Genomic DNA, 13,621 nt, shown 5'->3' on the forward strand with positions numbered 1-13,621 from the left:
CCGGAAATCGATGTGACCCGGATCACATCGAATACTCCGTGAAACCCGGTAAGCACCAGGCGCCCCGTGACTCTCACCAGGGTGAGGCCGCACCAACCCCACCTGCCGAAGCGCGGCCTCGCACCGAACCGAAGGGATCCCCCCCGTGCGCACCGTCGAAGAGACCGTCCAGGCCCGCCTGATCCTCTCCGCCCACCGCTCCGTCCGGCTGCGGGTGGTGCTCTCCTACCTGCCGGAGGACCCGCTGGCCGTCCGGATGGCCTTCCCCTCCGAGTTCTCGCTGGACGACCCCGCCGAACGCCGGGACTCCGAGGACATCGTCTGGATCTTCGCGCGCCAGCTGCTGTCGGCCGGCATCGAGCTGCCGGCCGGCGTCGGCGACGTCCACGTCCGGCCCGCGGTCGGCCGGCGCACCATGGTCGAGCTGCGGGCCCCCGAGGGCACCGCGCTGCTCCGCTTCGACACCGCCGACCTGCGCCGCTTCCTGTGGCGCAGCCGGCTGCTCGTCCCCGAGGGCGAGGAGCACCTGCACCTGGACGCCGACCGCGCGCTCGCCCAGCTGCTCGGCTGACGGGCGGCCCGGCGCCACGGCCGGGGCAGCGGCGCACGGTCTCCCGGGTCCGGGGCCCGGGGACTGTGACCTCCGCTCAGCCCGAGAGCCTGCGCATCAGCCGCACGCCCTGGGCCGCCGTCAGGTGCGGCAGGTACGCCTTGCCGATCGCCCTGGTGATGCCCGGCAGCGCGGCCGGGTCGGGGTACGCCATGTACATCGGCCGGTACTCCGGCTGGAACTTCGCCTTGAACGCCAGCAGCGAGCGGAAGCCGTACACCGGCTCCAGCACCCTGCCCATCCAGTCCAGCATCCGCTGCAGCCCGGTGGGCTCCTCGTCCTGCCCGGTGCGGGCCAGCGGCGCGCCCGACAGCGAAAGGAAGCGCGCGCCCTCCTCCTTGAACCCGAGCGCGGCCGAGGCGATCAGGAACTCGCTGACCCCGCGGAAGCCGTCCGAGCGCCGGCGCATGAAGTCCAGCGTCCAGCCGACCGGAACGCCGTCCTCGTACACCGGCATCCAGCTGGTCAGCCCGTGCACCACCCGCTGCTCGTCCACCGCGACCAGCACCCGCACGTCCGGGTCGTCCAGCTCCGCCAGCCCGCCGAGCGTGAAGCCCATCTCCGGCAGGCCCTTCTCGGAGACCCACTCCTCGGAGATCGCCCGGATCTGCTCCCGCAGCGCGAGCGGCGCCTCGTGGTACGCCCACCACTCCGCTGAGATGCCCTGCTTGCCGGCCTTGTTGAGGGCGGTGCGGATGTCCTGCCACTTGCGGCCGGTGAAGGCCAGCTCGGGCAGCGGCACCACGGTGTCCTCGGCGACCTGCACCGAGCGCCAGCCGAGCTGCGCGGCGGCGGCCCTGGTGTCGCCGCAGACGCTGTAGAAGCACGGCGTCCAGCCGCGCGCGTCGCAGTACCGGGCGAAGCCGGCCACCGCCCGGGCCCGGTCCTCCGGGGCACCGAACGGGTCGCCGGTGGTCAGCGCGACGGTGCCCACCACCCGGTAGGCGACGGCCGCCCGGCCGCCCTCGTCGAACCAGTAGTGGTTGCCGTCCCAGGTGGCGATGAACGAGAGCGTCCCGCCGCCGTGCTCGGCCAGCAGCGCCCGCGCCCGGCCGGCCGCCGCCGCGTCGGTGTGCAGCACCGGACGGCGGAACACCGACAGCAGCACGGCCAGCGCGACCACCCAGAACACCAGCCCGCAGTACGTCTCCAGCAGGCGCGCCACCGGCCCGACCGCGATCGGGTAGTCCGGCAGCAGGTCGTTGTACGCGGGCGGCAGGAACTGGGCCGGCAGCCCGGCCACCAGCCTGCGGGCGGTCGCCCCCGGCTCGAACTCCCCGGCGACCAGCCGCCCGATCCCCACGTAGGCGGTCGCGGAGGCGAACGCCGCGCCGCCGAGCACCAGGGCAAGCCGGCGCACCGAGCGGCCGGACAGCCGCAGCGGGAACCGCTTGCGGGTGGCGACCAGCAGGACGGTGGTCAGCAGCGGCAGCAGCAGCGCCTCGACGAAGTACTGCACCACGTCCCGGCTGACCGGCCCGGCGTCCAGGTACAGCCAGCACAGCAGCGCCGCCCAGAGCAGCTCGGTGGCCACGGTGACCAGCCAGGCGAACCGCAGCCCCCGGCGCAGCCCCTCGGCGAGCACCAGCAGCAGCGCCGGGAACAGCGCGGCCATCATCCGGCCCGGGGTGTCGAAGATCCGGACGACGGCGTGCGCCCGGGCGCAGTCGTGCGCCGACAGCGCGCAGAAGTCGGCCACCTCGTCCGGGCTGAGCCGGTGCGAGAAGTACAGCTCGGAGAAGGTGTTGAAGGGCCCGCTGGCGTTGTCGTACAGCGAGGCGAGCAGCGGCCCGAAGGCGGCGGCGACCAGGCAGAGCGCGACCAGCACCCGGGTCTCGGAGTGCGAGGAGCGGTGGGTGCGCAGGTGCGGGCGGCCCCGGCTGACCAGGGCGCCCAGGGCGAGCCCGGCCAGCGCGCCGGCGCACCGCTGGACGCTCTGCAGGTGGCCCACGTACAGCGTCATCACCAGCGGGACGAGCAGCACCAGCAGGTGCAGCCGGCGGCGCCAGAGCACGGTGAGCCGGTACCCGAGCACCCCGGCCAGCGCGAACGCGCCGACGCCCGGGCCGACCGAGATCTGGTCGGCCACCGAGGCGGTCCACTGCTCCCCCGCCGAGGAGCCGAAGGCGACCAGGGCGGTGCCCAGCAGGGTGCCGACGACCTGCCCGCCGACCAGCACCGCGAGGGTGCGCGGCCGCCCGAGCCGGTGCTCGGCTGCCGGGCCGACCAGGAGCAGCAGCAGGCTGGTGAACACGTACGAGCCGGTGCCCGAGCACCAGAGCATCGAGGTGACCGGCGCCCACCAGTGGCCCTCGGCCAGCGTGGACAGCCCGATCCCGGCCCGCTCGAGCAGCCGGTCGGACGGGCCGTGGCCCAGGCTGCCGGTGGCCGCGCCGAGCAGCCAGAGCCCGGCCAGCAGGGTCAGGGTCAGCGGCGCCGAGCGCAGCCGGGAGCCGAGCGCCCCGGCCGCCCGCCGGAGCTTCTGCGGGCCCGGTTCCGGCGTCCGGGTGACCGGGGCCCGGTCGGCGCCCCGTTCGGCGGCGCGCTCCGGCTCCGGCCCGGGCCCGCGGTGCTCGCCGACGGCGGCCAGCGCGGTCGCCCCGGTCACCGGGTCAGCCCGGTCTGTTGGGCGAGCCACGGCAGCTGCTGGCCGATGCCGGGCCGGAAGACGACCCATCCGTGGCCGCCCGGCATCAGATCGAACTTGGCCTTCATTCCGGCCGCCTGAGCGGCGTGGTAGACCTTCTCCATCTGTGGTCTGAACTCCTCGTCGGTCTCGCCGACGACCAACGCGACGTTGGTGTCCGGGAACTTCTTGCGGGCCATCACCTGGAGCGGATCGACCTCGTCGAACTTCTTCTCGTCACCACCGAACGCGGCCTTGACAGTCTGTTCCCGGCTGCCCAGGGTCGGTTCCTCCTGCCCGGACATGTCGAGGACGGTGCCGTAGACGTCGGGCGCGTTGACGCCGAGCTGGAGCGCGCAGGTGCCGCCCATCGAGGCGCCCCCGATCGCCCAGGCGGTGCGGCCGGTGGCGGCCTGGAGGTTCTGGTGGACCCACTCGGGGACGTCCACCGCGAGGTAGGTCTGGGCCTTGGCGATCTTGGAGTCGAGGCAGAGCGTGTTGGCCCAGGTCGAGCCGAGCTGATCGGGCATCACCACGATCGGCGCGAGGCCGCCGTGTTCCGCGGCGTAGGCGTCGAGCGTCTCGTTGATCTGGGCGGACAGCACCCAGTCCCCCGGGATGCCGGGCTGACCGGTGATCATCACGACCACCGGCAGCAGCGGCCGCGGGGTGGCCTGGTAGGCGGGCGGGAGGTAGACGTACGCGTCGCGGGCCTGGAAGCCCGACCTGGTGCCGGGGATCGGCACCACCGAGACGGTGCCCTTCGCGGGCAGGTCCGCCGGCGGCTTCCAGACCTCCTCCAGCGACTTGCCCGGCGGGGCGGTCACGGTCTGGCCCGCCTTGGTGGCGACCAGCCCGTCGGTCTTGGTCAGCCACGGCGCCAGCATCACGCGCCCGCTCGGGAACTGGCCGAAGCCGATGTTGACCTCGGAGGAGGACATCAGCAGCACCAGGCCGCTGAGGGCCAGCGCGCCGCCCCGGCGGCGCCAGGTGAGCCGCCGCATCCGGTAACCGGCCAGGCAGAGCCCGAGCAGGGCGACGGCTATCCACCAGGTGACGTACCGGGGCGTGCCCTCCGGGAAGGGGTGCCACCAGCCGTCGACCACGGCGTCCAGCAGCCAGCTGAGCGCCGCGGCGGTGACCAGCGCGGCGGGCAGGCGGACCCGCCACCAGCTCCGGCCGCGGCCGACGGCGAGCGCGAACAGCGCCGCCCAGCCGGCCGTCAGCACGGCGTGCGGGATCAGGCCCTCGGTGAGGGGCCAGTCGATCGGATTCCAGCGGGAGGCAAGGGTCAACGTGCTCATGCGGCTCGGCCCGGCGGGGTGGTGTCGGCCAGGAAGCCGTAGGCGACGACGTTGCCGTCGTAGCCGTGCTCCTCGCTGTACGAGCCGCCGCAGGTGATCACCCGCAGCTGCGCGTCAGTGGCCTGACGGTAGACCCGATCGTCCGGGAAGTCCTTTCGGTCGTGCACTTCGATGGCGTAGAGCTGGTAGACGGCGGTGGCGCCGTCCGCCCGGGCGATCTCGATCCGGTCCCCCCGACGGAGCGCGCCCAGATGATAGAAGACCGCGGGGCCGGCCTTGTTGTCGACGTGCCCCGCGAGGATCGCGGTGCCGCGCTGGCCGGGGCTGGCCCCGCCGCGGTACCACCCCGCCAGGTTCCGGTCCCCCTCGGGAGGGGTCTGGAGGTGGCCGTCGGCGTCCAGTCCGAGCGCCGTGACCGGGGCGTCCAACCGCACCGCGGGGATGCGGATCCGGGTCGGCGCGGACGGGCCCAGCGGCGGGACGATCGAGACCGGCGCGATCCCGGCCCGGGCCTGGCCGGCCCCCGGCGCGGGCGGCAGCGACGGGCTTCCGTCGTGCAGCAGCCAGGCACCGAGCACCAGCGCGGCACCCGCCGCCAGGGTGCCCGGCCAGGGCCCCCCGCTCTGCTGGACGCCCACGGGCGCTCCCCTCTGCCGACGGAACCCCACTTCCTGGGAGTTTCCTGGGAACAATTCAACCGGAACGGACTGTATGGCACGTCCATACGACGGTCGTACCGGCACCCGCCGATCGGCAGGGTTGATCGCCCTTTCCCTGCGCCCCGTGGGCATCCGGTAGCGGAGTGCGACGAACACCTTCCACACACGATCCCCCCGGGAACACACCCGACACGAGCTACCGACGGTTCAACGGACCCGATCGGTTGCGTCGTTCGAGCGATCGCTCACGACCGCCCGCTGCGCCTCTCCGAACGGCCCCGCCCTCGTGCCATGCTGACCCGGTTACGGTTCCCCACCCGTGTGTCCGACGGGACCGCGCACTCCAGCCCACCGCCCACCACCGCCCAACGAACGGAGTGACCATGGACGCCCTCTCCCGCCGCACCCTGCTGGCGGCCGGCGCCGCCACCGCCGCCGCCCTGGCGGCCGGCTGCGGCAGCAATCACGCCACCGGCGGAGAGCGGGCGACCGACGCCGCCGTCCCGGCCACCGGCGCGGCCGACGAGCAGGGCGCCGCTCCCGTCCCGGCCCCGGCGCCGGCCCCCGAGCAGCGGACCGTCGTGATCGGCGACGGCTCCACCTCGGACACCGGCGCCCAGCCGCACCAGCCCGTCGCCGAACGGCTGGAGCCCGGCCGGCGGCCACCGCAGTTCGTGGTCTTCTCCTGGGACGGCGCCGGCGAGCTCGACAACGGCCTGTTCGCCCGCTTCCGCCGGCTGGCCCAGGAGCACGACGCGAAGATGACCTTCTTCCTCAGCGGCCTCTACCTGCTGCCCGAGTCCAAGAAGGAGCTCTACCGCCCGCCGCAGCACAAGGCCGGCGCCTCCGACATCGGCTACCTGAGCGACCAGCACATCCGCGACACCCTGGAGAACGTGCACGCGGCCTGGCTGGAGGGCCACGAGATCGGGACCCACTTCAACGGCCACTTCTGCGGCTCCACCGGCGTCGGCAAGTGGTCCCCGGAGGAGTGGGACAGCGAGATCCAGCAGGCGATGGACTTCGTGATGAACTGGCGCACCAACACCGGCTTCACCGACCTGCCGGCGCTGCCCTTCGACTACCGCAAGGAGCTGATCGGCAGCCGCACCCCCTGCCTGGAGGGCCAGCGAAACCTGCTGCCCACCGCGGTCGGGCGCGGCTGGCGCTACGACAGCAGCGGCAACGGCACCCAGGTGTGGCCGCAGAAGATCCAGGGCGGCGCGCTGTGGGACCTCCCGCTGCAGTCCATCCCGTTCCCCGGGCACACCTTCCAGGTGCTCTCGATGGACTACAACATCATGTACAACCAGTGCGGCCCCAACACCAAGGCCGACCCGGCGCTCCACCCCGGCTTCCAGACCCAGGCCCGCGACGCCTACATGATGGGCTTCGACCGCACCTACAACGGGAACCGGGCGCCGTACGTCATCGGCAACCACTTCGAGGAGTGGAACGGCGGCATCTACATGAACGCCGTCGAGGAGGTCCTCGGGGCCATCGCGAGCAAGCCCGAGGTCCGGCTGGTCTCCTTCCGGCAGCTGGTCGACTGGCTGGACGCCCAGGACCCGGCGGTGCTGCGCAAGCTCCAGACCCTCGCCCCGGGCCAGGCCCCGGCCGGCGGCTGGGAGGCCTTCCTCGGCGCCCCGGCGGGGGCCGGAGCCCCCGCCGCCGGCTGACCGTCAGGCCTTCGTCCGCACCCGGCCGGAGAGCAGCGCGCCGACCAGCGCCACCCCGGCCATCGACAGCAGGATCACCGCGAAGGCGCCGGGCGAGCCGGCCGCCCCGCCGTCCTCGTGGGCGGCGGCGAGCGAGCCGCCGCCCAGCGCCGCGAACATCACTCCGGCGAGGCCGGTCAGCAGCACGTTGCCCAGCGCGTCGCTCACCTGAAGGGCCGCCGAGTTGGCCCCGGCGTCCTCCGGCGTGGAGAGCTTCATCATCAGCACGCTGACGCTCGCGACCGCCATCCCCATCCCGACGCCGCCGACGCCCCAGGCCGCCGCGGCGGCCCAGGCCGGCACCGCCGGGAACAGCACCAGCGCGGCACCCGAGATGGCCACCGCCGTCAGCACGAAGCCGCCCCGGATCATCACCGCGCGGTAGCGCTCCGCCCCGGGCCGGCCCTGGAGCCAGGAGCCGAGCGCCCAGGTGAGGCCGCCGCTGGTCAGGGTCAGGCCGGCCAGCGTCGGCGAGAGCCCGCGCTGGGTGGTCATCATCAGCGGGATGAACGCCTCGGCCGCGAAGAACGCCCCCGCGGCCACCCCGCGCAGCAGGATCACGGCCGGCAGCCCGCGACCGGCCCGCAGGGTCCGCGCCGGCAGCAGTCCCAGGACGGCCGGCACGAGCAGCGCCGCCCCGGCGATCCCTGGGGCCAGGCCGATCAGGTCGCGCCGCTGGCCCGCGTACTGCAGCAGGCCGGCGCCGACCGCCGCCATCGCGGCCAGCAGGGTGCGACGGCGGTCGAAGGCCGCGCCCCTGACCACCGGGTGCTCCTGCTCCGAGCGGGCCAGCGCCGGGCCCATCACAGCCAGCGGCAGGAGGATCAGCACCGGCACGGCCAGGAACACCCAGCGCCAGCCCAGGTGCTGGGTGACGGCCCCGGAGACCAGCGGGCCGACGATCGAGGGCAGCACCCAGGCCGAGGAGAAGGCCGCGAACACCGCGGGCCGCAGCCGCTCCGGGTAGGCCCGGCCGACCACCACGTACAGGGCGACGATCACCAGCCCGCCGCCCAGGCCCTGGACGGCCCGCCCGGCCACGAACACCCACATCCCGGGTGCCGTCCCGGCCACCACCAGTCCGACGCCGAACACCGCGATGCCGCTGAACAGCGGCCGCAGCGGGCCGCTCCGGTCGCACCACTGGCCGGAGACGACCAGGGCGAACAGGGTGGTGGTGAAGTAGCCGGAGAAGGCGAAGGCGTACAGCCCGAGCCCGTGCAGCTCACGGGCCGCGGTCGGCATCGCGGTGTTGACGGCCGTCGCCTCGAAGGCGATCACCAGGACCACCGAGACGATCCCCAGCGTCAGCGCGCGGTAGCGGCCGCCGAGGACCCCGCCACCGGGGTCGTCGTCGAGGGGTATCGGTACGGGGTCGACCGAGGTGGGGGAGGCAGTGGTCATACGTATCATCGTAAGTGGCGTCTGCCTCGATGACCCCTGACCCCGGTCGGGGAACGACTCGGTCCCGAGGCCTAGGACGGGCTCAGTGGAGCACCTTCAGGCCCACCACGCCGGAGACGATCAGCAGCAGGCAGGCGATCCGGGCCACCGTCGCCGGGTCCCCCAGGACGGCCATGCCGTAGGCCGCGGTGCCGACCGCGCCGATGCCGACCCAGACCGCGTAGCCGGTGCCGATCGGAATGGTGCGCATCGCGTACGCCAGGCCGCCCATGCTGACCAGCAGAGCGACGCCGAAGACGACGCTGGGAACGGGACGGGTGAAGCCCTTGGACGACTCCAGGGCGACCGCCCACACGGTCTCCAGGAAACCCGAGACGATCAGAACGAGCCAGGCCATGACGGTGATGCCTCCGCAGTCCACAGCGGCCGGATTGCCGCTGAACTGCGCCGTCTTGTCGTCACCGGGTACGACGCGCTCGTCCGGGGTGGCGGGAATGCCGCCACCGGTCTCCGACGGTAGCACACACTGCCATACAGAATTTACAAAGGAGCATTGACCCCGCTCCCCCGGATCGGCCACCATGAATTCACTGGCCGTGTGCCCGAGTGGCTTAGGGAACCGTCTGCAAAGCGGTACACGCGGGTTCGATTCCCGCCATGGCCTCCCCGGAAAAAGGAATTGCCGGTCGACTCCGAAAAGTCGGCCGGCAATTCCTTTTCGCCGTTCCCGGCATTTCCCGGGAAATCCGGTCAGGCCGTGACGGCGTCCTCCGCCCGGATCGGCAGCCGGCCGACCGGCAGGCCGGTGGCGGCGCGCACGGCCGCGGCGACGGCCGCCGGGGCGACCACCGCGGGGACGGCGCCGACCGCCTTGGCGCCGAACGGGGCCACCACGTCGCGCTCCTCCAGCAGCGCGGCGATCCGCACCTCCGGGGTGTCCAGCGCGGTGGGCAGCCGGTAGCCGGTGAGCGAGGGGTTCTGCAGCACCCCGCCCTCCGTCCGCAGGTCCTCCAGCAGCGCCAGGCCCACGCCCTGGGCCACCCCCGCCTCGATCCGGTCCTCGATCTGGCGCGGGTTCAGCGCCCGGCCCACGTCCTGGGCGACCGTCATCTCGACCACCCGCACGGCGCCCAGCTCGATGTCCACGTCCACCACGGCGCGCATCGCGCAGAACGAGATGGAGACGAAGGCGTCGCCCTGCCCGGCCTCGTCCAGCGGCTCGGTGGGGTGCGGGCGGCACTGCGCGGTGGCCCACAGCTCCTTGCCCTCCAGCGCCTCGGCGACCGGCATGCCGAGCACCCCGTCGTACGAGGTGATCTTGCCGTCGGCGATCTGGAGCAGCTCCACCGACATCCCGAAGTTCGCCGCGATCGGCTGCAGCAGCTGGTGGCGGACCATCAGCGCGGCCCGCTCGACGGCGCCGCCCGAGACCCAGGTGTGCCGGCCGCGGGCGGACGGCCCGGCGATCGACTGGTCGCTGTCGGCCGGCGCGATGTAGACCTCGCTGACACCCAGTACGGTCTGCACGATCTGCCGGGCCAGCGTGGCGAAGCCCTGCCCGGCGTCGACCGCCGCGCAGATCACGGTGGCGTGGTCGCCGCTGACCCGCACGGTCGCGGTGGAGACCTCGTCCTCGCCCTCGGCGCCCAGCATGTGCACCATGCCGACGGCGTAGCCGATGCCGCGCCGCACCGCCGCCGGGTCGCCCGCGCCGCCGGGCCCGCCGGGCAGCAGCCACTCGGCGTCCGGGTCGTCCACCGGCAGGGCCGGCAGCGGCTCGGCCGCCACCGCGTCCAGCAGGGCGAGCACCGGCGCCGGGCAGGTGACGGCCTGTCCGGTGGGCAGCGGGTCGCCGGTGGACATCGCGTTGCGGCGGCGGATCTCCACCGGGTCCACGCCGATCCGGGCGGCCAGCTGGTCCAGCTGCGACTCGTACGCGAAGCAGGCCTGCAGGGCGCCCTCACCGCGCATCCGGCCGGCCGGCGGGTTGTTGGTGCGCACCGCCCAGGCGTCCACGAAGACGTTCGGGCAGACGTACGGGCCGGCCGAGAAGGCCGTCGCGGCGGCCAGCGCCTCGGCGGAGACGTCCGCGTAGGCGCCGCCGTCCAGCAGGATCTGCGCCTCGACCTTCACCAGCGTGCCCTCGGCGTCGGCGTGGTGGCGGTAGCGCAGGAGCGCGGGGTGGCGCGAGGCGTGGGTGTGGAAGGACTCCTCGCGGGTGAGCGTCATCTTCACCGGACGGCCGGTGCGCAGCGCCAGCAGGGCCAGGGTGACCTGGAACGAGAGGTCCTCGCGGTCGGTGGTGGCGCCGGGCACGCCGGTGACCACCAGCCGGACCCGGTCCGGCTCCAGACCGAGGCAGGCGGCGGTGCGGTCGCGGTCGCCGTGCGGGTCGGTGGAGGACAGGTGCAGCTCCACGCCGCCGTCCGGGCGCGGCACGGCCAGCCCGGCCTCTGCGCCGAGCGGGGCCGGGTCCTGCCGGCCGACCTGGTAGAGGCCCTCGACGACGATCTCGCCGACCGCGTCCGGGTCCCCGGTGCGCAGCGGCAGGTGGCGGAACAGGTTGCCGTCCGGGTGCAGCGGCGGCGCGGTGAAGGCCTGCTCCGGATCGGTGACGGCCTCCAGCGGCTCGTAGTCGACCGCGATCAGACCGACCGCCAGCCGGGCGGTGTCCGGGTGGTCGGCGGCGACCGCGGCGATCGGCTCGCCGTGGTGGCGCACCACGCCGGCGGCCAGCACCGGCCGGTCGGCGACGATCGGCCCGGCCGGGGCGCCGTCGGGGGTGCCGTCCGGGCCGGGTGGCAGGTCGGCGGCGGTGACCACGGCGTGCACCCCGGGCAGCGCCAGCGCGGCCGAGGTGTCGATGCCGCGGATCCGGGCGTGCGGGTGCGGCGAGCGCAGCACCGCGCCCCACAGCAGCCCCTCGGCCCACAGGTCGGCCGCGTACGGGTAGATGCCGAGCGCCTTGGGCAGCGCGTCGCTGCGCAGCGGGGAGCTGCCCAGGCCGATCGGCTCCGGTGCGCCGCCCTCGCCGCCGTCCTGCTGGAGTGCTGCGCCGATGTCGGTAGGCGACGTCATGATGCGTGGTCGTCCTCGGGGAGCCGGATGCCGTGGGCGGGGGTGGCGCCGTACGGGACTCCGGCCGGGGCGCCGCCCTCGGCCGGGGCACCGTGCGGGTGCGGGGCGGCGTACGGGGTGCCGTGCGGCGGCGTGCCGTCGTAGACGGCGCCGGGCAGCGGGGTTCCGTGCGCGGGGGTGGACTCGTAGACCGGGGCGTCGTACCCGGTGTCGTAGCCGCTCTGCTGCTGGTGGCCGTCCGGGAAGGGCAGGTGGGTGCCGTGCGCGGGGGTGGCCTGGTACGGCTGCTCGGGGTAGCCCTGGGGCGGGTAGTACACCTGATCGTCGACGGCCTGGGCGGGGATGCCGTCCCGGATCGGGGCCAGCACGGTGGTGTCGTACACGCCGCTGTCGTACCCGCCCTGGGGGTCGCCGTAGGGCAGCCCGGCCGGGGCCTGGTCGAGGGGGTGCTGCTCGACGGCGGGGTGCTGCCCGACGAGGTGCTGCTCCACGGGGTGGGCGACCGGGTGGGGCTGCTCGACGGGCTGCTGGGGAACGGCCTGCTGGGGGACGTGCTCGATCCAGGCCTCGGCGTCGGCGTAGACCGGCGGCTCGACGGCGTGCCCGGGTTCGACGGGCGCCTCCGCTGACGGCTCGGCGACCGGCTCGACCGGCGCCTCGGCGGCGGTCTCGACCGCCTCCCCGGCCTCCTCGGTGTCCAGCGCGCGGGCGTCCGCGACGGTCTGGACGGCGGCCAGCACGCCCCGGTAGCCGGTGCAGCGGCAGAGGTTGCCGCACAGCGCCTGGCGGGCCTCCACCTCGGTGGGCCGGTGGTTGCGCTGGAGCAGGTCGTGCACCGCCATCGCCATGCCCGGGGTGCAGTAGCCGCACTGGACGGCGCCGGAGGCGGCCAGCGCCTGCTGGACGTCGCTCGCGCCGCCGGCGGCCGACAGGCCCTCGACGGTGTTGATCTCGCTGTCGGCGGCCAGTGCCGCGGGCACCAGGCAGCCGGCCACCAGCTGGCCGTCCACCTGCACCGAGCAGGCCCCGCACTCGCCCTGCTCGCAGCCGTCCTTGGCGCCGGCCAGGCCGAGCCGCTCGCGCAGCACGTAGAGCAGGCTCTCGCCGATCCAGGCGTCGGTGACGGGCCGTTCGAAACCGTTGACCCGCAGCGTGTACGAGGCGCACGGGCGCAGCTCGCGGCTGACCTGCGGGGAGAGGCCGAGCGGGTCGGCGTCGAGGGTCTCGATGGGGTCTGTGGTCACTTCAGCGCCCTTCCCAGTGCCCGTCGGGCCAGCACCGATACGGTACGCCGCAGCCGAACGGCGGCCGCGGTCGGCCCCTCGGTCACGGCCTCCCAGGCGCCCTCGGCGCCGTAGTTGTCGGGGACGCAGGCACCGGCCACGTACTCGCCGAAGGCGGCGGTCGCGGCCGGGTCGATCTCCCGGCTGCCGTCCCAGTCGATGCAGCCGGCCACCCAGGCCTCGGCCTCGAGCGGGCGCAGCGGCACCGGCGCGACGGCCCCGACGGCGCAGCGCACCGAGCGCCGGGCCGGGTCGAGGACGAGGGCGACGGAGGCGGTGGCGCGGGCCGGGCCGCTGCGGCCGGTGGCCTTGAGGAAGACCTGCGGGGCGTGCAGCAGCGGGACGCGCACCCAGGTGAGCAGTTCGCCGGGGCGCACCGGGTCGAGTCCGGTGAGCAGGTGACTGACCGGCACCTCGCGGGTGCCCCCGGCCCGGGCCAGGGTGACGCTGGCCTCCAGCGCGGTGAGCACCGGGAGGGTGTCGCCCGCGGCGGCGGCGGTGACGATGTTCCCGCCGAGGGTGCCGACGTTGCGGACCTGCGGCGGGCCGGCCGTGCGGGCCGCGTCGGCGAGCGCGGGGATGAGCGCGGCGAAGTCGGGGCGGTCCATCCGGGCGTGGGTGAGTCCGGCGCCGAGGACGGCGGTGCCGCCGTCCTCGTAGCGCCAGCCGCGCAGTTCGGTGATCCGGCCGAGGCCGACCAGGGCGGCGGGGCGCAGTCGGCCGGCGTTGACGGCCTCCATCAGGTCGGTGGCTCCGGCCACCGGTACCGCGGCCGGGGCGGCGGCCAGCGCGTCGACGGCCTCGTCGAGGGAGGCCGGCAGCATGATCGTCCGGTTCACCTGGGTCCCACCGTGCTCCACTTGCTCATCGATCGCCTGCCGCCCGCCGGCCTTCGGCCGTGCCGTCCTGCGTCAGCAGCCCGGCCTGGCCCGTAGGGTA

10 protein-coding genes, 1 tRNA gene and 1 riboswitch are annotated in these 13,621 nt (G+C 74.5%); of the genes, 3 read left to right on the forward strand and 8 right to left on the reverse strand.

What is annotated here, in order from left to right:
- Positions 1-145 precede the first annotated feature (145 nt).
- Positions 146-571, forward strand: a complete 426-nt coding sequence (locus ACGF0D_RS21975; protein WP_392918618.1) for an SsgA family sporulation/cell division regulator — start codon at positions 146-148, stop codon at positions 569-571.
- 76 nt (positions 572-647) lie between these two features.
- On the opposite strand, the gene ACGF0D_RS21980 is transcribed toward ACGF0D_RS21975, so the two are convergent.
- Genes ACGF0D_RS21980 through ACGF0D_RS21990 form a run of 3 tightly spaced genes read right to left on the reverse strand, consistent with a single transcriptional unit; the run spans position 648 to position 5,178 of the window.
- Positions 648-3,218 (reverse strand): rhomboid family intramembrane serine protease, encoded by a 2,571-nt coding sequence (locus tag ACGF0D_RS21980; protein WP_392918621.1) that lies wholly within the window; start codon positions 3,216-3,218, stop codon positions 648-650.
- Positions 3,215-4,540, reverse strand: coding sequence for an alpha/beta hydrolase (locus ACGF0D_RS21985; protein ID WP_392918624.1), 1,326 nt, complete (start codon positions 4,538-4,540; stop codon positions 3,215-3,217). The genes ACGF0D_RS21980 and ACGF0D_RS21985 overlap by 4 nt, the downstream gene beginning before the upstream one ends.
- Complete coding sequence (locus tag ACGF0D_RS21990) at positions 4,537-5,178, reverse strand: class F sortase (RefSeq protein WP_392918626.1); 642 nt, start codon at positions 5,176-5,178, stop codon at positions 4,537-4,539. Before ACGF0D_RS21990 ends, ACGF0D_RS21985 begins: the two co-directional genes overlap by 4 nt.
- Positions 5,179-5,582: 404 nt before the next feature.
- On the opposite strand from ACGF0D_RS21990, the gene ACGF0D_RS21995 reads away from it, so the two are divergent.
- Complete coding sequence (locus tag ACGF0D_RS21995) at positions 5,583-6,878, forward strand: hypothetical protein (protein WP_392918629.1); 1,296 nt, start codon at positions 5,583-5,585, stop codon at positions 6,876-6,878.
- A 3-nt stretch (positions 6,879-6,881) separates the two neighbouring features.
- On the opposite strand, the gene ACGF0D_RS22000 is transcribed toward ACGF0D_RS21995, so the two are convergent.
- Both ACGF0D_RS22000 and ACGF0D_RS22005 read right to left on the reverse strand, forming a co-directional pair.
- Complete coding sequence (locus tag ACGF0D_RS22000; RefSeq protein ID WP_392918631.1) at positions 6,882-8,321, reverse strand: MFS transporter; 1,440 nt, start codon at positions 8,319-8,321, stop codon at positions 6,882-6,884.
- Positions 8,322-8,403: 82 nt separating this feature from the next.
- Positions 8,404-8,718: a DMT family transporter gene (locus ACGF0D_RS22005; RefSeq protein ID WP_392880948.1), complete on the reverse strand. Its 315-nt coding sequence runs from the start codon at positions 8,716-8,718 to the stop codon at positions 8,404-8,406.
- A 44-nt stretch (positions 8,719-8,762) separates the two neighbouring features.
- A riboswitch (guanidine-III (ykkC-III) riboswitch) is annotated at positions 8,763-8,828 on the reverse strand.
- Between the two features lie 85 nt (positions 8,829-8,913).
- On the opposite strand from ACGF0D_RS22005, the gene ACGF0D_RS22010 reads away from it, so the two are divergent.
- Positions 8,914-8,985: transfer RNA gene (locus ACGF0D_RS22010), tRNA-Cys, on the forward strand.
- Between the two features lie 86 nt (positions 8,986-9,071).
- Here ACGF0D_RS22010 and ACGF0D_RS22015 read toward each other — a convergent pair.
- The 3 genes from ACGF0D_RS22015 to ACGF0D_RS22025 are packed head-to-tail and all read right to left on the reverse strand — an operon-like array spanning position 9,072 to position 13,506.
- Positions 9,072-11,399 carry a xanthine dehydrogenase family protein molybdopterin-binding subunit gene (locus ACGF0D_RS22015; protein ID WP_392880946.1) on the reverse strand — a complete coding sequence of 776 codons (2,328 nt, stop codon included), beginning with the start codon at positions 11,397-11,399 and terminating at the stop codon, positions 9,072-9,074.
- Entirely contained in the window at positions 11,396-12,643 is a 1,248-nt protein-coding gene (locus ACGF0D_RS22020) for a 2Fe-2S iron-sulfur cluster-binding protein (RefSeq protein WP_392918634.1), read from the reverse strand. Before ACGF0D_RS22020 ends, ACGF0D_RS22015 begins: the two co-directional genes overlap by 4 nt.
- Positions 12,640-13,506: an FAD binding domain-containing protein gene (locus ACGF0D_RS22025; protein ID WP_392881353.1), complete on the reverse strand. Its 867-nt coding sequence runs from the start codon at positions 13,504-13,506 to the stop codon at positions 12,640-12,642. Before ACGF0D_RS22025 ends, ACGF0D_RS22020 begins: the two co-directional genes overlap by 4 nt.
- Positions 13,507-13,621: the final 115 nt, after the last annotated feature.

This window comes from Kitasatospora sp. NPDC048298 (assembly GCF_043201465.1).
Lineage (GTDB): Bacteria > Actinomycetota > Actinomycetes > Streptomycetales > Streptomycetaceae > Kitasatospora.